This is a genomic window from Tenacibaculum agarivorans, from assembly GCF_001936575.1.
GTDB lineage: Bacteria > Bacteroidota > Bacteroidia > Flavobacteriales > Flavobacteriaceae > Polaribacter > Polaribacter agarivorans.
The window spans coordinates 12,572-36,861 of record NZ_MSMP01000021.1; the positions used below are offsets into that span (position 1 = coordinate 12,572).

The 24,290-nt window shown below is 29.8% G+C and carries 23 protein-coding genes; 8 read left to right on the forward strand and 15 right to left on the reverse strand.

What is annotated here, in order from left to right:
• Window positions 1-101 precede the first annotated feature (101 nt).
• From BVC87_RS15400 to BVC87_RS15415, 4 genes are all read right to left on the reverse strand, one after another.
• Window positions 102-704 (reverse strand): methyltransferase domain-containing protein, encoded by a 603-nt coding sequence (locus BVC87_RS15400; protein ID WP_075343290.1) that lies wholly within the window; start codon window positions 702-704, stop codon window positions 102-104.
• 22 nt (window positions 705-726) lie between these two features.
• Window positions 727-1,047, reverse strand: coding sequence for an ankyrin repeat domain-containing protein (locus BVC87_RS15405; RefSeq protein ID WP_075343291.1), 321 nt, complete (start codon window positions 1,045-1,047; stop codon window positions 727-729).
• A 105-nt stretch (window positions 1,048-1,152) separates the two neighbouring features.
• Window positions 1,153-1,353, reverse strand: coding sequence for a YgaP family membrane protein (locus BVC87_RS15410; protein ID WP_075343292.1), 201 nt, complete (start codon window positions 1,351-1,353; stop codon window positions 1,153-1,155).
• Window positions 1,354-1,451: 98 nt separating this feature from the next.
• Window positions 1,452-2,072 carry a Crp/Fnr family transcriptional regulator gene (locus BVC87_RS15415; RefSeq protein ID WP_075343293.1) on the reverse strand — a complete coding sequence of 207 codons (621 nt, stop codon included), beginning with the start codon at window positions 2,070-2,072 and terminating at the stop codon, window positions 1,452-1,454.
• A gap of 222 nt (window positions 2,073-2,294) precedes the next feature.
• Here BVC87_RS15415 and BVC87_RS23470 point away from each other — a divergent pair, with 222 nt between their 5' ends.
• Entirely contained in the window at window positions 2,295-2,471 is a 177-nt protein-coding gene (locus BVC87_RS23470) for a hypothetical protein (RefSeq protein ID WP_159439370.1), read from the forward strand.
• 3 nt (window positions 2,472-2,474) lie between these two features.
• Here BVC87_RS23470 and BVC87_RS15420 read toward each other — a convergent pair whose 3' ends face one another.
• Window positions 2,475-3,467, reverse strand: a complete 993-nt coding sequence (locus BVC87_RS15420; RefSeq protein WP_083629523.1) for an alpha/beta hydrolase — start codon at window positions 3,465-3,467, stop codon at window positions 2,475-2,477.
• Between the two features lie 169 nt (window positions 3,468-3,636).
• On the opposite strand from BVC87_RS15420, the gene BVC87_RS15425 reads away from it, so the two are divergent.
• Entirely contained in the window at window positions 3,637-4,071 is a 435-nt protein-coding gene (locus BVC87_RS15425) for a tellurite resistance TerB family protein (protein WP_075343294.1), read from the forward strand.
• Window positions 4,072-4,135: 64 nt separating this feature from the next.
• On the forward strand, window positions 4,136-4,759 hold the full coding sequence (locus BVC87_RS15430) for a porin family protein (RefSeq protein WP_143569799.1): 624 nt from the start codon (window positions 4,136-4,138) through the stop codon (window positions 4,757-4,759).
• A 44-nt stretch (window positions 4,760-4,803) separates the two neighbouring features.
• Here the strand turns inward: BVC87_RS15430 and BVC87_RS15435 are convergent, their stop codons facing one another.
• The 6 genes from BVC87_RS15435 to BVC87_RS15460 all read right to left on the reverse strand — a co-directional run bounded on the left by BVC87_RS15435 (window position 4,804) and on the right by BVC87_RS15460 (window position 10,945).
• Window positions 4,804-5,553: a DUF481 domain-containing protein gene (locus BVC87_RS15435; RefSeq protein ID WP_159439371.1), complete on the reverse strand. Its 750-nt coding sequence runs from the start codon at window positions 5,551-5,553 to the stop codon at window positions 4,804-4,806.
• Window positions 5,554-5,572: 19 nt separating this feature from the next.
• A complete protein-coding gene (locus tag BVC87_RS15440; RefSeq protein ID WP_075343297.1) occupies window positions 5,573-6,100 on the reverse strand; it encodes a GNAT family N-acetyltransferase in 528 nt (175 codons plus the stop codon).
• A 204-nt stretch (window positions 6,101-6,304) separates the two neighbouring features.
• Entirely contained in the window at window positions 6,305-7,849 is a 1,545-nt protein-coding gene (gene gltX, locus BVC87_RS15445) for a glutamate--tRNA ligase (RefSeq protein ID WP_075343298.1), read from the reverse strand.
• Window positions 7,850-7,966: 117 nt separating this feature from the next.
• Complete coding sequence (locus BVC87_RS15450) at window positions 7,967-8,800, reverse strand: hypothetical protein (RefSeq protein WP_075343299.1); 834 nt, start codon at window positions 8,798-8,800, stop codon at window positions 7,967-7,969.
• 110 nt (window positions 8,801-8,910) lie between these two features.
• Window positions 8,911-9,771, reverse strand: a complete 861-nt coding sequence (locus BVC87_RS15455; protein ID WP_075343300.1) for an alpha/beta hydrolase — start codon at window positions 9,769-9,771, stop codon at window positions 8,911-8,913.
• A 142-nt stretch (window positions 9,772-9,913) separates the two neighbouring features.
• Window positions 9,914-10,945, reverse strand: a complete 1,032-nt coding sequence (locus tag BVC87_RS15460; RefSeq protein ID WP_075343301.1) for a hypothetical protein — start codon at window positions 10,943-10,945, stop codon at window positions 9,914-9,916.
• A 406-nt stretch (window positions 10,946-11,351) separates the two neighbouring features.
• Between BVC87_RS15460 and BVC87_RS15465 the strand changes: the two genes are divergently transcribed.
• The 4 genes from BVC87_RS15465 to BVC87_RS15480 all read left to right on the forward strand — a co-directional run bounded on the left by BVC87_RS15465 (window position 11,352) and on the right by BVC87_RS15480 (window position 19,398).
• A complete protein-coding gene (locus tag BVC87_RS15465; RefSeq protein WP_075343302.1) occupies window positions 11,352-14,726 on the forward strand; it encodes a DUF4175 family protein in 3,375 nt (1,124 codons plus the stop codon).
• A gap of 2 nt (window positions 14,727-14,728) precedes the next feature.
• Window positions 14,729-15,142 (forward strand): rRNA maturation RNase YbeY, encoded by a 414-nt coding sequence (gene ybeY / locus BVC87_RS15470; RefSeq protein ID WP_075343303.1) that lies wholly within the window; start codon window positions 14,729-14,731, stop codon window positions 15,140-15,142.
• Window positions 15,143-15,194: 52 nt separating this feature from the next.
• Window positions 15,195-17,072 (forward strand): tRNA uridine-5-carboxymethylaminomethyl(34) synthesis enzyme MnmG, encoded by a 1,878-nt coding sequence (gene mnmG / locus BVC87_RS15475; protein WP_075343304.1) that lies wholly within the window; start codon window positions 15,195-15,197, stop codon window positions 17,070-17,072.
• Window positions 17,073-18,546: 1,474 nt separating this feature from the next.
• Window positions 18,547-19,398, forward strand: coding sequence for a class I SAM-dependent methyltransferase (locus BVC87_RS15480; RefSeq protein WP_075343305.1), 852 nt, complete (start codon window positions 18,547-18,549; stop codon window positions 19,396-19,398).
• Window positions 19,399-19,539: 141 nt separating this feature from the next.
• Here the strand turns inward: BVC87_RS15480 and BVC87_RS15485 are convergent, their stop codons facing one another.
• Window positions 19,540-19,938 carry a DoxX family protein gene (locus BVC87_RS15485; protein ID WP_075343306.1) on the reverse strand — a complete coding sequence of 133 codons (399 nt, stop codon included), beginning with the start codon at window positions 19,936-19,938 and terminating at the stop codon, window positions 19,540-19,542.
• Between the two features lie 115 nt (window positions 19,939-20,053).
• Here BVC87_RS15485 and BVC87_RS15490 point away from each other — a divergent pair, with 115 nt between their 5' ends.
• On the forward strand, window positions 20,054-20,983 hold the full coding sequence (locus BVC87_RS15490) for an SPFH domain-containing protein (protein WP_075343307.1): 930 nt from the start codon (window positions 20,054-20,056) through the stop codon (window positions 20,981-20,983).
• A gap of 72 nt (window positions 20,984-21,055) precedes the next feature.
• Here the strand turns inward: BVC87_RS15490 and tatA are convergent, their stop codons facing one another.
• The 3 genes from tatA to rnr form a co-directional block, all read right to left on the reverse strand.
• Window positions 21,056-21,235, reverse strand: coding sequence for a twin-arginine translocase TatA/TatE family subunit (gene tatA, locus BVC87_RS15495; RefSeq protein ID WP_075343367.1), 180 nt, complete (start codon window positions 21,233-21,235; stop codon window positions 21,056-21,058).
• A 36-nt stretch (window positions 21,236-21,271) separates the two neighbouring features.
• Entirely contained in the window at window positions 21,272-21,949 is a 678-nt protein-coding gene (locus BVC87_RS15500) for a head GIN domain-containing protein (protein ID WP_075343308.1), read from the reverse strand.
• A gap of 69 nt (window positions 21,950-22,018) precedes the next feature.
• The gene (gene rnr, locus BVC87_RS15505; protein ID WP_075343309.1) at window positions 22,019-24,217 is read right to left on the reverse strand and encodes a ribonuclease R; all 2,199 of its coding nucleotides are present in this window, start codon (window positions 24,215-24,217) and stop codon (window positions 22,019-22,021) included.
• Window positions 24,218-24,290: the final 73 nt, after the last annotated feature.

Below are 24,290 nucleotides of genomic sequence, written 5' to 3' on the forward strand. Positions count from 1 at the left end.
ATTCCGTAAAATCACTCGAACTGACAGTAAAAATATATTCCGAATACGTACTACTTACTTATTATATCTTAATAACCGTCTTCTTTTTGAAGGCGGTTATTCTATTTTTTCACCTTAAAAATTCCGAAAAGTTCACTGCCTTGTCGTGGAGGAATGGAGTTATAACATTCTTCAAAAGTTTGAGTTTCAAAATAGGGAGAAAAGTAATCTAGGTATTCATTTTTATCACCTCCAAAAGGTCGTTTTTCTAGGTCTCCAGTCAACGGAATATCAAACCATAAACCCACTAATTTTCCATTAGGTTTTAATAACTCATGTATTTTTTTAGCATACGTTTTTCTGGTTTCAGGTAGTGGTGGAAACGAACAGAAAAATGTTTGTTCTATGATGAGATCGTATACTCCTTTAAACTCAAAAAAATCGGCTTCGTGTAATTGATTTTTCGGAAAATCAGGATTTCTTTCTGCAAAAGTAGTCAAAGGTTCATTTGCAATATCTAATACGTGAGTGTTGGTAAATCCGCTATTCAAAAGATATTCTGCTTCATAGGAATTTCCAGCTCCCGGAATCAATATCTTTATTGATTTGTTTGTCAATTGATCAATATAGTTTTGTAATGGAGGAGAAGGTGCTCCTAAATCCCATCCCGTTCTATTCTCTAAATAACGTTCACTCCAGTATTGTTTTGTATCCAAATTATTCAACTTTTGTAATTAAACTCTTTTTCTAATAAACACTTAATAAGTTTATTACTTCTTTATTTCCTTTTTGTATTGCTATTTGTACACATGTTTGTCCTGTTTCTAACTCCACCAAAAGAGGGTTTGCTCCTTTTGATAGCAAAAGTTTTATAATTTCTAAATGATTATACCGAATACTTTCTGCTAAAGGTAATGCCATAAACTCTGGATGTTGATAATTAGGATCTATATCTAATGTTAGATAATAATTCACCAATACTACATCATTATCTTGAATAGCTTTAAACATCGCCTTCCAATCACCTCCTGACATATTTATTGTTTGATTTAAATTTATTTCTGTCAATTTAAAAAATAAATCGCTAACAGAAAGTTGTTAACGATTCATAAATTGATTTAAAAAATGTAGTAGGTAAAAGGATAAATTGAGTTATATAACCCAATTATTATTTTATTTCGAATTGGTTTTGAATTTAAACGGTGCGTATAATGGACAAAAACTAACCAAACTTGTCAGTACAAATACACCTGCAAGCACTAATAATATAAGTCCTAAAGTTCCTGAAATTATATTCGTAAAGTATAAAACGGCTACAACAGCTGCTATTAATATTCTAACAATTCTGTCTGCACTTCCCATGTTTTTTTTCATGATGTAAAATTTTAAAATTGGTAGTTAGTACTACTTTCTGTTTTGTATACATCAAAAATAGTTGGAGAAAAAATGCTGTGCAGTGACTTTAGTCACCACTATAAAATTTCTATAGCATTACTGTGTTGTTTGAGTTTTCCTTCGTTTTCTAACTTTTTCATTACTCTACTAATGACTTCACGGGCAGTTCCCAATTCATTTGCAATTTGTCGGTGTGAAATTTTCAAAGGGTTTTTATTCGTTAACTCTACTTTTTCTTGTAGATAATCTAGCAATCGTTTGTCCATTTTATTAAACAATACATGATGAATGGTATCTAGTAATTCTACGTAACGTAAGTTGTATTGTTGAAAAAAGAGTGTATTTAAATCTGGATATTCTTTAATCCATTTACCAACTTTATCAATAGGAAGTAATAAAGCAGTGGTCTTTTCTTCAGTTTTTGCAAAAACTCTACTCGGTTCGTTTTTTAAACTTGCTGCAAAAGACATGATACAACTTTCGTTGGGTTTTATATAATAAATTAACAGTTCTCGTTCTTCATGTCGTGTACACACTTTTATTAATCCATCGAGTACTACAGGAATTACTTTTACAAATTGACCTTCTCTTAAAATTTCTACTTCTTTTGGAATTTCTTTCACAATAGCACTTTCCATAATTTTGGTTACTAAATCTGGATGTAAATGTGATAAGGAAGAAGCTATTTTAGATTCCATGGTGTTTTTTTGCGTCTTACGGCTAAAGGTATCGTTTTTATCTCATATAATAGTTTTAAAGCTGTTTTTTACTATGAAACTCCAAATGGTTTAGTCGTTAAAAAAACGCTCTTAAATAGGTATTTAAAAGCGTCAATTTTATTAGATATTTTTATTCATCTTTTTAGTCTTTATAAGAAAAACTAATACTTAAAATTTGGTCACATTTTCTATTTTTGATGAATGGATTTTATAAAATTATGTATTCTAATTTGTGTCGGACTCATTTTTTTACTCATAAAAATTATTGGAGGTTCAAATGGAGATGATCATGATCACTTCCAAGATGATTTTCATCATTTCGATTCAAACGACGATTCATTTAATCACGATTTTAGTGATTCCTTTGATGACGATTAAAATCTACTGTTTTTGTAATCCTTGTTCTTTAACCACAAAATCAAAACACAATTGTTCTAATCGAACTCCATTTACTTCAGCATTCCAAGCACCATGTCCTTTTCCTTCTAAGGGATAAAACTCATAACCTACATCCGTGCTTTTATAATTATCTCTTAATTTTTCTCCTTCAGAAAATAATACGGTAGGATCTTCAGTTCCATGCATTATTATAATTGGTGCATCTTTGGTATCAAAGCGTTGTTTATTGTAAACATTATTCAAAATTTCTACAGTTACTCCACTTCCCCAAAAATCAAGAATACTATGTACTTTGGTTGGCTGATCTAAATTAGTACTCGTTAATGTTGGATCTGTACTCACAGAAATTTCCTCAGTATAATCTTCAGGATCTGTAACTCCTAACATAGTTGCTGTTATTGCACCAGCAGAACCTCCTCCAACTGTAATATATTCTGTATTGATATTGTATTTGCTTGCATTAGCATACAACCAACGTACTGCAGCTTTAGCATCTCTACTTGCTGGATATAAAGCAAAAGCTTGCTGTTTTTGAGAAGGATCTAGATTGTTTTCAATATAAGTTGCCCAATCTTCAGGTACCGTTCCTAAATCTGCTTGCAGTCTATAATTGATTGAAAAAGCAACCCAACCTCTCGATGCAAAATAATTTGCCAAGTTTACGATTTGTGCCACTTCTTTAGAACCTGATATAAACCCTCCACCGTGAATTAATAAAATTGCTGGTCTATTTTTACTATCGTTATTGGGTACATAAGCATCTAATTTCAGTTGCTGCATAGTTGATGTAGTACTATTTATAGTTTGATGACTTAAACCTTCTGCATAAACAATATCTTGGGTTTTTAGAACTTGATAAGTAGCATTTGATGCTACTATAGGGATATCCTTATTTTCTTCTATGATTTCTTTGTCATTAGTGCTACATGACAAGAACAAAAATTGTATTACTATAAGTATTATTAAATTTTTCATGTTTGGGGTATTTTCTATTATGACTACAATTAGTAGTAAAGGTTTAATTTACAATATTTTATTAAGTCTCATAAAATAGATGATCTTTAGTAGTGACTTTTTCACTTTTTTTTAATCTAATACCATAGAAGAATCGTTACATTTATATTAAATACAAAAAATTAAAACTATGTCAATCTCAGATTTATACTCAAGCGGACAACACAAACAAGAAATAGGTCATTTTGCAAGTCTAGTAAAAATTGCAAAATCAGATGATATTATTACTGACGGTGAACAACAGTTGTTAGATAGAGCTGCAAGAAAACTACATATTAAAGAAACTGAATACAAAGAAATTTTAAAAAACCCTGATGCTTTTCCTCTTAATCCACCAATTGGTTACGATGAAAGTATTGAACGTTTATATCGTTTAACTAAAATGATTTTTGCTGATGGTAATGTGGATAAAAACCAAGTAATTTTATTACAAAAAGTGGCAATAGCATTAAGTATTCCTTTAGACAATGTTGAAAAGGTTTGTGATGAAGCTATTCATTTGGTAATGAATGATAATGATTTAGAGGACTTTACCGCTGCTGTTAAGAAAGTAAATTCTATATAAAACGCATACTAAAAGAAATTTTTAGTAGTTTTATACTCTATAACTTATCCCCAAAATTATGATTATGAAAAAAATTTTTTTCGTCATTACATTCCTATGTATTGCATACACTTTCGCACAAGGCGATTATGATCCTTCTAGAAAGTGGCAAATTGGAATTGGTGGCGGAATAACCAAATTTTCCGATGAAGATGCTGCTTTTATTGGTGATAGATGGTTGGTACAAATACCTCGTTTAAATTTAACTGTTCCTGTATATAAAAATATATCTATAGACGGAGCTTTATCATTTAATACTTTCGGTCTTGGTTTTATAGACAATTCCGCAAGTTATTTTTCTATGGATGGATCTGTTCGTTATAACTTCGATAATCTACATAAAGACATTTTACCATATGTTTTTGTAGGTGGAAGTTTAGTAGATTCTGATCGAAAAATGACACCAACGTTTAATTTAGGAGCTGGATTGACTTATTGGGTTTCTGATCAAATAGGTTTAAATGCACAATTGTATTACAAGCATTCTTTGGAGTCTTTTGAAAGTATGCGCTCTCATATGCAATATACTGCAAGTATCATTTATGCTTTTGATGCAGGATCTTTATTCTCCAAAAGAAAACGTTCTTTAGTTGGTGGTGCATGTTATCATAACCAATTTAAACGCTTCGTTAAAAAAAGCCGTAGATAAAAAATCAACTAGTGTTAACTCAAGTTTTCACTAGTTTTTTGTTTTTAGAAGGTATATACAATTCCATTAGTTAACCTGTACTGTTCTTTAGGAATATTCGCCGCAGGAAATTCATCAAATAAATACGTAAAAGTTGAAGAAAATCTAAGGTTCTTTACAATTTTAAAGGTAAACGTTGTTTGACTAGAAACTCTGAAATCTGCAAAAAAATCAAAACGTGGCTGGAAGTAGGTGGTGCTAACAACTGATATATTCTCTTTAGGAAATAAACTCATAGAAAAATACGAACTACTTCTCCAATCGTTATTGGTTCTAATAATATCTTCTACAATTTTTTCATTTTCATACATTACTAAACTTCCTAGGTATAATTTATACTCCTCAGATTTAGTCAATTTAAAACGTAAACCTGAACCTACTAGGCCTCTAAAACGAATTGCAGCTATTTCATCTTCTTGATGCTGAAAAAAGGCCTCTAAGGCTATTTTAGGATCAAACCTATAGTTGTACCTTAGGTGTTGTGAGTTTCTGCTTATAAGCTTCTGAGAATTAGCCTCACGGAAGTTTACGTTATTCATAAACAACCACAAATGCTTTCCTGTTTTGTATTGAACCCTAATTCGGTTTGATATTCCAAAAATTGTATTTCTATTTTTTATTAGGTGTAAATCCAATCGAGCAAAACCAGACCAACCTACAGTATCTGTTACTCTACGTATACTTTCAACATTTATAATTTGAGATTGTGAGAAAAAGGGGAATGAGAAAATAAAAAGTATAGTTAGTTTTTTCATTCCTATTGATTTTCTTTTACTAAGCTTCTTTTTTAATTTCAAAAATACGGTTGTATTCGTTTTCTTCATCTTTTAAATCTTCTACTAATTTAAAGTTATTTCTTTTCAATAGTTTCACCGAACTTTCATTATTATATTGAGTATAGGCTACTATTGCATCCAAAAGTAAAGTGTTAAATCCAAATTTGAGGATATTTTTCAAAGATTCATCCATAATTCCTTTTCTTTGAAATTCAGGACTTAAATCATATCCTACTTCAGCTTTCTTTTTATCTTCTGAAAAGTTCCATAAGCAAATACTTCCTATCATTTCATTTTTTCCTTTTTCAGTTATTACCCAATATAAAATGGAATTGTTATCTATAGCATTATTTGTTTTTGATATAAACTCTAGTGCTTTTTCTTTTGATGGTGCATTAGGTCTTTTTACAAACTTATTAACTTCCTTATCTGATCGTAAATAAGAAATCATTTCCCAATCTGTTTCTTTTAACTTTCTTAATACTAATCTTTCTGTTGTTATTTCAGTAAAATTATTCTGGTGCATTATATCTTTTTAGATAAAAATAAGAGATTAAAATAACTTGTTGTTTAATAAAACAAAAAGACTATCTAAAAATTAACATCATTACCGAAAACTTTAATTGTAAAGAATCTTTTACTTCTACTGCCTTAAACAATAGTGTGTAAATTCGGAATGACGACTTTTTAGATAGCCTCATTGATTATTTTATGCTAAATATCCTTGGTATTAACCTAGTTTAGTTATTGCATTTTGAATTCTTTTGATCGTACTTTCCTTACCAATCATAGTCATAATTTCAAATAAATCAGGACCAGCTAGTTTTCCTACTAAACTCAATCGTAACGGTTGCATTACTTTGCCAAAGCCAATTTCTTTAGAAGTAATCCAACCTTTTATTTCTGTTTGCGCATTTTCAATGGAAAAATCTTCAATTCCTTCAATTACAGTCACTAATTCTGTCATTAACTCACTTGTAGTTTCTTTCCATTGTTTTTTTGCTGCTTTAGGATCGTACTCCGTTGGCTCTTCAAAAAAGAAGTTAGATAAACCCCAAAAATCTTGAACAAATGAAGCACGTTCTTTAATTAAACCTACAATTTTTTGAACGTAATCTTTGTCTTCCACAGATTGCTTCGCTTCACTTGCAATGACATTCTCTTGTAAAATAGGTAAAAATAAATCCGTTAGTTCTTCATCTGATTTTTGCTGTACATACTGCTGATTAAACCATTTGGTTTTATCTGGACTAAACTTAGCGCCTGATTTACTTACTCTTGCTAAATCAAAAGCTTGAACCAATTCTTCTAAAGAGAATAATTCTTGCTCAGTTCCTGGATTCCAACCTAATAAAGCTAACATGTTTATAAAAGCATCAGCAAAATATCCATCTTCTCTGTATCCACGTGTAACATTACCTGTTTCTTCATTGGTATATTCTAATGGAAAAACCGGAAATCCTAATTTATCTCCATCACGCTTACCTAATTTTCCTTTACCTACTGGTTTTAAAATCAATGGTAAGTGTGCAAATTTTGGTGCTTGCCAATCAAAAGCTTTATATAACAAAGCATGTAGTGGGAGAGAAGGTAGCCATTCTTCTCCACGAATTACATGTGAAATTTCCATTAAATGGTCATCTACAATATTCGCTAAATGATATGTTGGCATTCCATCTGATTTGAATAATACCTTATCATCCAATGTATTGGTATCTATTTTAATAGTCCCTCTTATTTCATCTTCTAAAATCAATGTTTCATCTTGAGGTGTTTTAAAACGTACCACATATTTTTCTCCAGCTGCTATTTTTTGTTGCACTTCTTCCTCAGAAAGTACCAAAGAGTTTACTAGTCTTCCTTTTTCACGATTGTGCCAATTGTAAATAAAGGTCTTTCCATTAGCTTCGTGATCTTTTCTATGTGCATCTAATTGTTCTGCAGTATCAAAAGCATAATATGCCCAGCCTTTTGCTAACAATTCTTCAGCATATTGCTTGTATACATCTTTACGTTCTGATTGTCTGTATGGACCAAATTTTTCATTCTTTCCAGGGCCTTCATCAAAAGGAATATTACACCATTCTAAAGCATCTACTATATACTGTTCAGCATTAGCTACATAACGTGTTTGATCTGTATCTTCTATACGCAATACAAAGGTTCCATTATGTTTTTTAGCAAATAGGTAATTGAATAGTGCTGTTCTAACACCTCCCATGTGTAGTGGTCCTGTAGGACTTGGTGCAAAACGCACACGAACGTTTTCAGACATTTTTTACAGTTTAAAAAACGCAAAGATAGTTGTTAAACTAAAAGCATAAAAAATAAAATTGAGCATAAAAAAAGGGTTTCTTTCGAAACCCAATTCCCACTTGACTTAAAATTTAAATTATAATTTGTAATATAATCCTAATGTTAATGCTGGAGATTTTGCTACTCTACGTCCATCGAAAGCACCACCAAATCCAAAGTTAGCTCCAAAGTTATCATCAAACTCACCGATTAATTTTAAACCGAATGCCGCATAACTTTGATCGTTTACATACAGACCTGTTAAAGCGTTAGTTGGTGGAATTATTACATCTCCATTTGTAAATGAAGCTACACCATCTAAGAAACCTGCTAACCATAACCAGCTTATTGCTTTATATCCTACTTCACCTCCTAATTTAAAGTTAGAACTATAATCATTTGTTCTAATATCTACTCCTGTAAATGCTTGAATATACCAATCATTAAATCCTCTACCTACAGAAATTGTTGGTGTAAAAGTCCAAGCATCATATCCAGTTCTTAAACCAGATGGAGCATCAAATGTTCCTGAATTCGCTCCTATGGTTAACTGACCTGAAATCAGCCATTTTTTATTATAAAAGTTATGTCGTACTCCAAATTGTATATTACCTAGTGAAGTTAAAGATTCTTCCGCTGTTAAAGCTACTGGTGCACTTGCGTCTACTAAATCTTTTGAAGCTACAAACTTAAAAGGCAAATTAGCTATTAAAGTAGTTTTATCAGAAATTCCATATTCTGCATATAATTGTAGAGTATTATCATTCAATTCTCTTTCAGTTGTAAAATCTGGATTCCCAAATAATTCAGAATACGTAGGAATAGTTGTAAATGATAATTGTAAATACGTTTCTCCTTTTTTCTGTGTCCAAGGACTTTGAGAAAATGCAGTAACTGTAGTTAACAGTAATAAATAGGCTAATTTTTTCATTGTTTATCGATTAATTTTTGGATTTAGTATTATTCTGAATGTTTTCCTTACAAAAAATGCCCAGAAAATTATTTTCTGAGCAGATTTTAAATATTATAACATATAAAATTTTAGTGATGTTTTAGTAAAAACGTTCTCGTTTTCACCCATGTATCATAGATCAATAACGGCATGTTACTATAATCATGAGTGGCTTGAGAATATATAGTGTATTCATTTTCAACACCTAATTCATTTAATCTATCACGTAACTTTTCACCTTGATCTCTAGCTACAAGTTCATCCATACCTGCATGAAATTGAATAGTAGGAGGTGAGTCAGATTTTGCTTGGAACACAGGACTATTAGATTCAAAAAACTCTTTTGTTGGAGCAATTCCTGCTTGGCCAACAATTTGACCTAAAAAAGTAGTTGCATCATTTCCTGAAAGATCTGTAGGGCCAACTATACTTACTACTGCATTTACTTTTTTCTGCGTGTCTAAGGCATAACTCCATAACAATGATAATTGCCCTCCTGCACTTGATCCGATAAAGGCTAATTCATCAGAGATTTGATACTCACTTGCATTTGCTTTTAAATGCTCTACTACTGACGTAATATCGTCAGTTTGTGTTGGAAATGGAGATACAAATGGCGGTGCTAAGAATGTTGCTAAACGATAATTCATATTCACAACCGCATAATCATCTAGCTCACTGATAATTATATCTTTAATAAAATTCATATCTTCTTTACTTCCTTGTACCCAACTACCTCCATGGATTAAAATAATCACTTTTGTAGTTTCTGAACTTCTTCCTTTTGGTAAGTAAATATCATACACTTGTCTTTCTGCTGCACCATAAGATACTTCCAATCTAGATTCTGCTGCAATAGGTTCAACAACAACTTCCTTTTCATCAGAACAACTAATAAAAAGAACAGATATCATCATAAAAAATAAAAGGGATTTGTAATGCTTACTCATACGTATACTAATTTGTTACGCTAATATAAGCAATTTGAAAATAAGTTTTATTTAAGATAATTTTATGAGGTATCTGATTTACAAATAGTTAAACTATTTTTGAGGTAAATACATTTAAGTAATTAAAAATCAATTATTTATCTTATTTTTTAGACCAAATAGTATTCAAATAATCATCCGTTGGATAAGGAGGCATGTTAGAATTATTTTCGTTTAAATCTTGTTTTACTGTAAATTTTCCTTCTTTTGGAGTTAATAAATCAGAAGTATAATTTCTGTTTACCAATGTGTTTTCTACTTTATCCCAAATTTTCTTTGATATTTTATCATTCATAGCTATACCCCCTATAATTACTGAGTTTTTTGCAGTAAAATTTCCACCTGATCCATTCATTGCATTTGTGGTAGCTTCTGTGGAACCACCTGGTAAGTGTGGATATCTAGATAAAGATGTTGATCCTGCTACCAAGTACGAATTCTCTAAGGTTAATCCTGTAATTCCACCTGTTTGTAATGCTGTATTGTTAGATGCAAACATTGCTGTATCTCTTATTAAAATATCAAAAGGTTCTCCACCGCCTCCAACTTGAGCAAATTGCATGGTATCAGTGTGAGGTTTGTCTCCAGTAAAAGGATATTTGAAAAAATTAGGAGCAAAATAACAGCCATCTATCACTAGTTTTGTGATCACCCCACCAGCAGTGTATATATCTGATGTATCTCCGCTTTGCACTTTACTATCTGGCATAACAATTTCTACCAGTTCTGTATTTTCTGTAACTATGTCTGGTGAACCATAAAGAGCTGTCCATCCTGTTACTTTAGACCACGCCAATGCAGAATGACTGCAACCTTGTAAACTAACAGAATCAAAAATAAATCCAGTAATAGCAATCTTATAAAGATTTAAAAATCTAGCTCCGTTTTTAACTGTTACCGTTCCATAACCTTCTTGAGGCGCAATAGTTATTCTTTTCTTCCAATTTAAATTTCCTAAATTTTTTAATACCGATTTACTTCCTCCTCCAGCTCCATTTCCTTTTAATTCTCCTGGTTTTATCAAAATGATAATGCCTTCATTTACCATAGCATCAGTAACACTTTCTATTGTTTTTTTTATCTCATCCCAATTTGCATCAACATTAATTTTATTTGGAATTTTTTCATCATACATAAAAGGCGTTTGTACTCTATGTGGCCAATGTGTTCCATTAGCTCCAAATGAAGCTTCTCTTGTGATAATGTTAACTTGGTCATTAGAATCTTTTATAGTATTGTCATCTTCATTTCGGTCACTACAAGAGAAAAAAAGGAATACTAATGTGATAAAAAAAAAATTGTTTTTTCATGTTTAAATTGTTGGTTCTCAAATTTATTTTGGTAACTAATAAAATTTTAAATAGTAGCATTAGTCTTTCTAAATTTAATTCTTGTACCACTTCAAAATTCCACTGAATTCAGTGAAAATTAGAGCTTTTGACAACTTTATGTTACACTTAAAATTTGGCGAATTATTACAATTTTATCACTGTTATTCCAATTTTAAAATACTTAAATTTACAAGTTAACATTTTTAGATTATGAGTAATTTTAATCATATTGAAGAAAAACTTCAGCATTTTAGTAAAAAATATTACACTAATGAGCTAATTCGTGGTAGTATTTTATTCCTAACTCTTGGATTATTATACTTTTTATTTACTCTTTTTATTGAATATTTTCTTTGGTTAAAACCGAATGCTAGAACATTTTTATTCTGGTTATTTGTAGCAGTGGAATTATTTTTATTAGCTCGTTTTATTGTATTTCCGTTGTTTAAATTATTCGGATTACAAAAAGGAATTTCTAATGAAGATGCTTCTAAAATTATTGGTAATCATTTTCCAGAAGTAAAAGACAAATTACTCAACGTATTACAACTACAAAATGATGCTAATTCATCTGAGTTATTATTAGCTAGTATTACTCAAAAATCTAACGAATTACAGCCTGTTCCTTTTTCTAAGGCTATTAATTTTTCAGTAAATATTAAATACTTAAAATATTTATGTATTCCTCTTTTTATATGGTTGCTAACTTTTATAGTAGGTATTGGAGATAAGTTAAACCAAAGTTTTAATCGTGTGGTAAACCATAGTTTGGCATACAATCCACCTGCTCCTTTTTATTTTGAACTTACTGCAAAAAATTTAGAAGTCATTAAAGGAGATCCTATTACCGTTTATATACAAACTAAAGGAGAAGTTGTTCCAAATGAAGCTAAAATACATTTTAATAATGAATCGTATTATTTAGAAAATAATGGCACAGGACTTTTTTCATATACTTATGATGCTGTTAACGAACCTATTCAATTTTTCATTGAAGCAAACAGTATTAAGTCATCTGATTATCAAATTAATATTATTAACACACCAAGTATTAAAAATATTAGTATGAAAGTCATTTATCCTGGTTATGTAGGAAAGAAAAATGAGGAATTAAATAATGCTAGTAGCATCACTGTTCCACAAGGAACATCTGTAATTTGGAATGTATTAGCATCAGATACTGATAGTGTTACCTACAATCATGATAACTTAAAAACACCATTTACAAAAGTTTCACAAAAAGAATTTAGCTATAAAAAGAGAATTTTAAATGATACGGATTACATGATTAGTACTTCTAATGCTAAGCTTAAAAATTATGAACAATTAGGTTTTTCAATTAAGACCATAACTGATGAGTTTCCAAGTATAGAGGTAAAATCTAACATTGATAGTGTTTCTAGAGGTCCTGTTTTCTTTGCTGGGCAGATTTCTGATGATTATGGTTTTCAAAAATTAGAAATGGTCTACTATGATAGTAACAATCCTAATAATCAAAATTCAAAAATAATTCAAATTTCTAAAGAATCTGTACAAAGTTTCTTTTCTAAATTTCCTGATAACCTTGATTTAAAAGAGGGAATTGATTACGAACTATTTTTTCGTGTTTTTGATAATGATGTTATCAGTGGTTATAAAAAAGCGGTTAGTAAAAAGTTTTCTTATAGAAAGAAAACGGCTCAAGAATTAGATAAAGAGTTATTAAACGAACAACAAAACTATTTACAAAATCTTCAAAACTCACTCCAAAAACAACAGGATAGTAAACAAGAACTAGAGAAAGTTCAATTTGATCTTCAAAATAAGAAGAATATGAACTGGAACGATCAAAAAAAGATTGAAAGTTTAATTAAGCGTCAAGAACAGTATCAAAATATGATGAAAAGACAGACGCAAAAATTACAAGAGAATTTTTCTGAGAAAAAAGAGGAAAATGAAAGCCTTCAAAAGAAAAAGGAAAGCTTACAGAAAAGAATAGAAGAGTTAAAAAAGCTTGAAAAACAAAAGAAATTGTTAGACGAGCTGAAAAAAATGGCCGAAAAACTCAATAAAGAGGATCTTATTAAAAAATCAAAGCAACTTGCAGAACAAAATAAACAACAAGAAAAGAGTTTAGAGCGTGTTTTAGAATTAGCAAAACAGTATTATGTTGAGCAAAAAATGAATCAAATTGCTAAAAAATTAGACGAACTAGCAAAAAAACAAGAAGAATTAAGTAAAAAAGAGAATGAAAATGCAGATGCTAAGCAAAAAGAAGAAGCTTTAAAAGAACAAAAAGAAATTCAAAAAGAATTTGAAGAGCAGAAAAAAGAGCTAGATGCGCTAAAAAAAGAGAATCAGAAATTAAAAAGACCTATGGATTTACCTTCTATGGAAGAATTAAAGCAAAAAACAGATGAACAATTAAATAAGGCACAAGAGAATTTAGAAAATCAAAAAAGCCAACAGGCAAAAAAGAATCAGCAGAAAGCGGCTCAAAAAATGAAACAAATGAGCCAGAAAATGCAGAACTCAATGCAAATGATGAATAGCGAAATGGCTGAAGAAAACATGGAAGATTTACGAAGAATAGTTGAGAATTTAGTCACTTTTTCTTTTGATCAAGAAAGTTTGATGGATAAGTTTTCTGATATCAATTCATCACATCCAAATTTTGGAAAGAGTTTAAAAAAGCAATATCAACTAAAAACATATTTTGAACATATAGACGATAGTTTGTTTGTACTTTCTTTACGTGTACCTGATATTAGTTCAGATATCCAAAATCATTTAGCGAACGCGCATTATAATTTAGACGAATCATTAGAAAATTTTACTGAAAGTAGATTTAGAAATGGTATTTCTAACCAACGTTATGTAATGACATCTGCAAATGAATTAACACATATGTTAAGTAATACATTAGATGCAATGCAAAATCCTCAACCGGGAAGTGGAAGTGGACAAGGAAAAAGTGGACAATCTTTTAGTTTACCTGATATTATTCAAAAGCAAGAAAACCTTATGAATCAAATGAAAAAGGGAATGCAAAGCAAAGGGAATGATGGAAAACCTAAAAATGGAAAACAAGGTCAAAAACAAGATGGAAAAGATGGAAATAAAAGTGGTAAAGAAGGTGAACAAGGACAACAGGGAAAAGGAGGTAAAGGACAGAATGATGACTTGAATGGTGAACTCTATGAAATTTTCAAACAACAAAGTGAATTGAGACAACAATTAGAAGATGCCATTAAGGATGGAAAAGATGGAAATGGTCAAGGTAAAAAGGCTGTGAAAGAAATGGAGCAGCTGGAAAATGAAATTTTAGAAAAAGGTTTTAATCAAAGTACGATACAAAGAATGCAGCGATTAAATTATCAATTACTAAAATTAGATAAAGCAACTTTTGAACAAGGAAAAGAAAAAAAGAGAAAATCTAACACAAATCTGATTCAATACAATAAAAATAGAGCAAAAGAAATCGAATTTAAGAAACAGTTTTACAATCAAACTGAAATTTTAAATAGACAATCTTTACCTTTGCAGCAAGAGTATAAAAAGAAAGTTCAAGAATATTTTAATACTAAGACTAGCACAAAGAAATAATAATGATTGCATTTAATTATGAAACCCCATTTTCTTTATCAGACGAGCAAAAAACATCTGATTGGATTAAAGATTGTATTACTAAAGAAGAGTTTGAATTAGGAGAAATCAACTACATCTTTTGTGACGATGATTATCTTCATAAAATCAATGTAGAATTTTTACAACATGACACGTTAACGGATATCATTAGTTTTGATTACTCATTAGGTAAATTGGTAAATGGAGATATTTTTATATCTGTAGATAGAGTAAAAGAGAATGCACAAGAATTTAATGTTCCTATTGAAGAAGAACTACACAGAGTTATCATTCATGGTGTTTTGCATTATATGGGATACAAAGATAAAACCGATGATGAGAAACAAATGATGAGAGACAAAGAAAATACTTGTTTAAAAACCTTAAATTTGTAGTCCGTTCCACGTGGAACGGACTTTTTATTTATAGATAAAAATTACGTAAAACATGAGTTTATTTACAACAACATACGACGTTATTGTAGTAGGTGGAGGACATGCAGGAAGTGAAGCTGCAGCTGCTAGTGCTAATATGGGAGCAAAAACATTGTTGATTACAATGAACTTGCAAAATATTGCACAAATGAGTTGTAACCCTGCCATGGGTGGAATTGCTAAAGGACAAATAGTACGTGAGATTGATGCATTAGGTGGATATAGTGCTATTGTTACTGATAAAACTGCAATCCAATTTAAGATGTTGAATAAATCTAAGGGTCCAGCTATGTGGAGTCCTAGAGCACAATCAGACAGAATGCAGTTTGCAGAATGCTGGAGAAACATGCTAGAACAAACTGAAAATTTAGATTTTTATCAGGACTCTGTTAATGGTTTAATCTTCGATGGAAATATGATAGTAGGTGTAAAAACTAATTTAGGATTAGAAATAAAAGCAAAATCTGTTATTGTGACCGCTGGAACATTCTTAAATGGATTAATTCATATTGGTGAAAAAACATTTGGTGGTGGTAGAGCAGGAGAAGGAGCATCTACTGGAATCACTGAAGATTTAGTTGCTAAAGGATTTGAATCGGGGAGAATGAAAACTGGAACTCCTCCTAGAGTGGATGGAAGATCTTTAGATTATTCTAAAATGACGGAACAACCAGGTGATGATAATCCTGAAAAGTTCTCCTATTTACCAGTAACATCACCTTTACAAAAGCAGAGATCATGTTATTTAACCTATACAAATCAAACTACACATGATTTATTACGTGAAGGATTTGATAGGTCTCCAATGTTTAATGGTAGAATTAAATCAACTGGTCCACGTTATTGTCCTTCTGTTGAAGATAAAATAAACAGATTCGCAGATAAGGAAAGACACCAAATATTTGTTGAGCCAGAAGGATGGAATACAGTTGAAATATATGTAAATGGTTTCTCCACTTCATTACCAGAAGACATACAAGATAAAGCCATTCGATCAATTCCGGGATTTGAAAATGTAAAGTTTTTTAGATATGGATATGCTATAGAATACGATTACTTTCCACCTACTCAATTAAAGCATTCTTTAGAGACTAAACTTATAGAAAACCTATTCTTTGCTGGTCAGATTAATGGAACTACGGGTTATGAAGAAGCAGCTGCACAAGGATTAATGGCTGGTGTAAATGCGGCATTAAAAACACAAAACAAAGAACCTTTTATATTAAAAAGAAGTGAAGCTTATATAGGTGTTTTAATCGATGACTTGATTACAAAAGGGACAGAAGAACCATATAGAATGTTTACTTCTAGAGCAGAATATAGAACATTATTACGTCAAGATAATGCTGATTTACGATTAACTCCTAAGTCATTTAAACTTGGTTTGGCTTCTCAAGAACGAATGAATAGAGTAGAAGAAAAGCAACAAAAAACTGAAATCACTATTCAATTCTTAAAAGATTTAAGTGTTTCTAAAGAGGAAATAAACCCTATTTTAGAATTAAAAAATCTAGCTTCTATTAACCAATCAATGAAATTATATAAGATTGCAGCTAGGCCTCAATTAACGTTTAACGACTTATTGGTTATCGAAAAATTAAATGATTTCATATATCAGAACAACATCGATAAAGAAATCATTGAACAGGTAGAAATCCATTTAAAGTATTCAGGATATATAGAAAAAGAGAAGAACAATGCTGACAAGTTAAACAGATTAGAAAACGTTCCTATCCCTTCTAATTTCGATTATACTAAAGTAAAATCACTATCCTATGAAGCTCGTGAAAAACTCACTAAAATAAAACCCACAAGTATTTCTCAAGCAAGTAGAATAAGTGGTGTTTCTCCAAGTGATGTATCCGTCTTACTTGTATTTATGGGAAGATAAATTCTTCAAAAATCTAAAACGTTCCATGTGGAACGTTTTTTTTATTTTCTAATTTCAATAGATTTCTTTACAATAAAACAAGCTTGAATACATTAACTTCAAACTATAATATCTAAATAAATAGAGTTATTATAATCTTTAAAAACTCAATCTACTACATCACTCTTACTTAAAGATAAAGATATAACTTCAACCAATTTTATTAAGTTAAACATAAATAAATCCATATTCCAACTATTCCCGATGAGATTGATAACAATAACACATTAGCCTTGATATATTCTTCTTTCTAACTTTAATAAACTCAATCATCAGAAAATCATAAAAACAGAAAGAATTTATCATTTTATATATATTTAATATCTAAACTCATTAAATTAAATTTTTAAAAACAAATAAAATGGAGTAGAAGGAGTGCATCAAAAAACTAAAAATACTATTCAATTCTTAAAAGATTTTAGTCTTATTAAAGAGTAAATAAATCTTATTTCAGAATCAAAACTCAACTTTTTTTTTTCAAAAAATCTATAGAATTGTATCAATAAGAAACTAATCATTAAACAACAAGAAAACCATTTATAACATTCAGAAAATATAAAAGAACAACAAGAAACTAAACAGATTTAAAATATTAAAACACCTTCTAATTCTAATTGTATTAAGGCAAAATCCATATCTTATAAAACAAATAAAAAAATTCACTAAAATAAAAACTACAGGTGTTTTTTATTTACACCATAAATCAATCATACCTATAAAAAAAGTCATATTCTATATAATTACATTAAACTTGATTTAGCATATTTTTCTTTTAATTTGAATAAACTCAATCACCAGAGAAAACAATAGCAACTAACAAAATTTAATCATCAAATATCAAAAATTCACGATTAACAACCCATTACATAAAATCAATTCAACTTCTCAAAACAGGATAGAGTAGAAGGAAAAACAAACAGTACAATAAAATATTGATAGTTCAAAAACCTATAATTTTATAAACGTATAACACATATAAAAACAAACGTTCCATGTGGAACTTTTTCTTATTCAATAGGTCAATTATGCATTATAGAAAAGAAAATCTTATTTTCGATAGCTCCTCTAAATTTGATTCAGCACATCTTTTCTTTTGATTTAGATAAATTCAATCACCAGAAAAATCACTAATAACTAACAAAATTTCAGCATCAAACATTAAAGATTTACAATTAATAATTTATACATAGATTCACTTCAACTTATCAAAACAGGATAGAGTAAAAAAAGTGAAATAAAAATATTAGCAGTTTAAAAAACTCTAAATTTAAAAAACTCATAACACATAAAAATGCATAACGTTCCACATGGAACGTTATGCATTTTTTATTCAAATTACACTTTAAATAATATAAAATAATTAAATGTTCCTTGTGGAACATTTACTATTTTTACCGAAATCAAACAGAGAGTTCCACGTGAAACTTAAACGTAAATGAATTTAAAAAACAAAGAAAAAACTCTTCCTTACATATCAACAGAAGACTATTCTGTTAGCAGAGAAAATTTTGATCTAATACTTAATGAAGAACTAAATCTTCTATATACAAATCCGGTTCCTGAGCAATTAGAAAAATATTACGAGAGCGAAGAATACATATCACACACAGACAGAAGTGATGGCTTGATAAATAAATTATATCAAATTGCTAAGAAGTTTGCTCTAGGTAAAAAATTAAAACTCATCGATAATTTAAAAACAAAAACGAAAAAGATTTTAGATTTAGGTTGTGGTACAGGCGATTTTTTACAAGTATGCAAAAAAGATAATTGGGAAATAGTAGGAGTAGAGCCCAATGAAAAAGCTAGGCAAAAAGCAAAAGAAAAAGCTATAGTACCACATAGGTCATTACAAGAAATTAATAATAAAAAATTTAATGTAATAACACTATGGCATGTTTTAGAACATATACCTGATCTAAATCATACTCTTTCTAAAATAAATAGTTTATTAGAAAAAGATGGATATTTAATTATTGCTGTTCCAAACTACAGAAGTTATGATGCTAAGCATTACGGGAAATTTTGGGCAGCTTATGATGTACCTAGACACTTATGGCATTTTTCAAAAGAAAGTATAAATATCCTTAGCAAGGAACATAACATGGAATTAATTAAAACTAAACCGATGTTATTGGATTCTTTTTATGTATCACTACTTTCAGAAAAATATAAAAAGGGAAAAAGTAATCTTATTAAAGCTTTTTATATAGGTTTACTTTCAAATTTAAAAGGATTAACCTCAAAAGAGTATTCTTCCCATATTTATATCCTAAAAAAGAGATAATACTTATTTTAAAGCTATTTTAAATGTATTTCACAAAATATCTATATATTTATATTATTAAAAATAAAAAGAGTCTTAAAAACGTTTTTAAGACTCTTTTATTATAATTAAAATTTATTTTAATTATTTTTATAATAAGATTTATTTACTTAATAAATACACCCCAAAAATTGCAATACTAAAATAAACTGCCAAAGTCATTGCTCCTGCATAATCTTTTGCTAGTCTCTGGCCAACTAATAAAAAAATTAAACTTAGAGCTGAAAGTATAGTTCCTGTTAAAGCTATTTCTTTAACTCCAGTTGTACTTAAATGAAAAATACCAACGAACATTAAAGCTCCTGCTAAAATCTCTAGCACTAAAATTACAGCTAACAATAAAGGGACCATATTTTTTAATGGTGAATTTTTGAAGTGTTCGGTAATGAAAGACACATTTCCTTTCCAATCTGTTACCTTGTCTATTCCTGATTGTAGGAATGTAACAATTAAAAAAAGCAACAGTAGAATTTCTGTAATATTTGATTTGATAAGTTCCATATAGTTTGATTTGTTTTGGTAAAATTAAGCTATAATGTAACAATTCAAAAAAATTACGTCATATAAGCAAGTTAAATAACTATATTTATAAACAAATCAACAAAAAAATTAAACTATGGTCTTTATTCCTTTAGCTATTTTTATAACGGTAGTACTATTAATATCTGCCTTTTTTATAGTAAAACAACAAACAGCTGCTATTATTGAGCGTTTTGGTAAATTTCACAGTATTCGTCAATCTGGATTACATTTAAAAATTCCATTGGTAGATAGAATTGCTGGTAAACTAAGTTTAAAGATTCAACAATTAGATGTGATTGTTGAAACGAAAACTTTAGATGATGTATTTGTTCGTTTAAAAGTTTCTGTACAGTATAAAGTTATTAAGGATAAAGTTTATGATGCCTTTTATAAGCTAGATTATCCACATGATCAGATTACGAGTTATGTATTTGATGTTGTACGTGCAGAAGTACCTAAAATGAAGTTAGATGATGTATTTGTTAAGAAAGATGATATAGCAATTGCAGTAAAATCTGAATTGAACGATGCCATGATGGAATATGGATACGATATCATTAAAACATTAGTAACAGATATTGATCCTGATGCTCAAGTAAAAGCTGCAATGAACCGAATTAACGCTTCTGAGAGAGAAAAAATAGCTGCTCAATATGAAGGTGACGCACAGCGTATTTTAATCGTAGAAAAGGCAAAAGCTGAAGCTGAGAGTAAACGTTTACAAGGTCAAGGTATAGCAGATCAGAGACGTGAAATTGCTAGAGGATTGGAAGAATCTGTAGAAGTATTAAATAAAGTTGGTATCAATAGCCAAGAAGCTTCTGCTTTAATTGTTGTAACACAGCACTATGACACATTACAATCTATTGGTGAAGAAACAAATAGTAATTTAATATTATTACCTAATTCACCTCAAGCTGGTAGTGACATGTTAAATAACATGGTTGCATCTTTTACTGCAAGTAATCAAATAGGTGAAGCTATGAAACGTGCAAAAAACAAAAAGAAAGATGATACTGAATAGTATCTAAAACTTAAGAATATTAAAAAAGCTCACTAATTATAGTGAGCTTTACTTTTATATAAATAAGAAATATTATTCTGTTTCTTCTTTACCTTCTTCTTTGGTAGCATCTTTAAACTCTTTGATACCAGTTCCTAATCCTTTCATTAATTCAGGAATTTTTTTACCTCCGAAAAGTAAAACTACTAGTACAACAATGATGGCGATTTGCCATGGTCCTACAAAACCTAAAAATATTAATAGTGCATTCATCATCTATAATTTGATATAGCAAAGATAGCAAAAACTTTAGTTACTTCTTTCTATTGTTCCACCAATAACCTTTTTTTCATCTATAACTTCAGGCTTACCTTTATACAGGATTGTACCACCAAAACTAACTTTAGCTTCTAAAGTTTCTCCTGTATGAATTTCAGCCTTAGCACCTGATCCTGCATTGACTTTAGACACGTTTTCAACAATTAAATCATAACCATGATAATTTGCTCCTAAATCTAATTTTACAGTTTGGTTTTTAGCCTCTCCTTTTAATTTAATTACTCCTGCTGAAGAAGCTTTTACTGTTAAATGTTTTATTTTAACAGTCATGTTTATGTACGAACCTTCTTGAGCTTTAATATCAATATGTTGCTGTTCTATTCCTGCAGATACAATAGATGAACCTTCGTTAGCATCTATTACAGGGATAGGTTTATTAAAATAAATAATTACTTTAACCTTTCCATCTGCTGTTGTTTCTGGAAATTTTAAAGATATCTTTAGTTTTTCATTTTGCTGTTTAACTTTTACTTTGTTTGATTTTTCTCCAGAAATATGAATTTCTTGTTTATCAGATTTTATCAATTCTACATCTATTCCGTTATAAACTTTAAGGATTTCAAAATCTCCTAAACCTCTCGTAATTGTCTCTTGTGCAGAGGATAACAGTGTAAAAAAACAAAATGTAATGTAAAGTAGTTGTTTCATTTTAAAGGAATTATAGTATTATAAATTAAACTAAAAAAAGAAATCTATAGTATAATTTAAGCGTTAAAATTAATGAGAAATCAATTCGAAATCTAAATGTTTACGTTCTAAATCTGTATGTTTTACTTTAACTGTAACAGGATCACCTAATTGAATCATTGCTTGAGTAGATTGACCGATAACAGCATACTGTTTTTCATCAAAAATATAATAGTCATCTTTTATATCTCTAATCCTAACCATACCTTCACATTTATTAGATACTATTTCAACATAAATACCCCATTCAGTTACACCTGAAATAACACCTTGAAATTCCTGATCTTTATGATCTTGCATGTATTTTACTTGCATATATTTTATGGAATCTCGTTCTGCCTTAGCAGCTAATTCTTCCATTTTGGAAGTGTGTTTACAACGTTCTTCATATCCATCAACTTTTGGAGAAGATCCTCCATCTAAATAATGTTGTAATAAACGATGCGTCATTACATCAGGATATCTACGTATTGGCGAGGTAAAGTGACTGTAATAGTCAAATGCTAAACCGTAATGACCGATGTTTTGAGTAGTATATACAGCTTTACTCATAGAACGTATGGCTAGTGTTTCTACTAAATTTGCTTCACCTTTACCATGAACGTCTTTTAATAATTTATTTAAGCTTTCAGAAGTTGACTCTCTCGATTGAGTATCAATTTTATAACCAAATTTTGAGATAATATTTTGTAAAGAAGCTAGTTTATCAACATCAGGTTCATCATGAATTCTATATACAAAAGTCTTATTTGTAGGTCGACCTCCTTTACCTTTTCCTATAAATTCTGCTACTTTTTTGTTAGCTAATAACATAAACTCTTCTATAAGTTTATTAGCATCCTTACCTTCTTTAAAAAATACTCCAATTGGATTAGCTTCTTCATCTAAATGGAACTTTACTTCCACTTTATCAAAAGAAATAGCTCCAGCTTTCATACGCTTTGCACGCATCTTCTTGGCTAATTCATCTAATTTTAAAGTAGCTTCAACAATCTTATCATCTACTGTGTATTCAGAACCTGTAAGTGATACTTCTTGAGGAATTATATTATTTTTATTTTCTATAATTGCTTGCGCTTCCTCATACGCAAAGCGTTTATCAGAATACGTGACAGTTCTACCAAACCATTGGTTATGAATGTTAGCTTTCTCATCTAATTCAAAAACGGCAGAAAAGGTCAATTTTTCTTCATTTGGACGTAATGAACATACTCCATTAGACAGCATTTCTGGAAGCATAGGAACCACTCTATCTACTAAATATACTGAAGTAGCTCTATCATAAGCTTCATCATCTAAAATCGTTTTTGACTGTAGATAATGAGATACATCAGCAATATGAATACCAATCTCATAATTACCATTCTCTAATACGGTAAAAGAAAGAGCATCATCAAAATCTTTAGCATCTTTAGGATCAATAGTAAAGGTAAGATCTTCTCTCATATCTCTTCTTTTACTAATTTCTTCAGCTGTAATTTCAATAGGTAATTCTTCTGCTTCTTTTTCTACTTCTTTAGGAAATTCATAAGGTAATCCATATTCTAATAATATAGAATGAATTTCAGTGTCATGATCACCAGGTCTTCCTAAAATCTGAGTAATTTTTCCAAAAGGATTCTTAGAATTATCAGGCCAATCTGTAATTTTTGCTACAACTTTATCTCCATTATCTGCTCCATTTAATTTTCCTTTAGAAATAAAAATATCAGCATACATTTTTGGACTGTCAGGTAAAACAAAACCAAAATTCTTACTCATTTGAAGCGTACCAACAAACTCTTGTTTTGCTCTCTCAATAATTTCTACTACATCTGCTTCAAGTTTTGGCGTTTTTCTTTTATTGTATACATATACTCTAACAATGTCGTCTTGTAAGGCTTTATTTAAGTTTACTGAAGGCACAAAAATATCTTCTTCAAAGTCATCACAAATAAAATATCCATTACCATTTGCCGTAAGATCCATAGTTCCAATATGGTATTTACGATCAGCGTTAATTTTATATTTACCTTTTTCTACTTCTACTATCTTTTGAGAAGAAGCTAGTTCACTTAGTTTCTTAATAATCTGGTTTCTTCCTTCAGTATCACTAATTGCAATTTTACTAGCAATTTGTTTGTAATTAAAAGACTTAGTACTGTCTTCATTCAAAATTCTAAAAATCTTTCGAGTTAAGTCTTTGATTACCTTACCTTTCTTTTTATAAATTTTTTTCTTTCTAGGCATAAAATCATTTAAAATATTCAACAGACTAAATTACAAAGAATTATTCTGAAAAAATTTTCTTAAAAAAATCTTA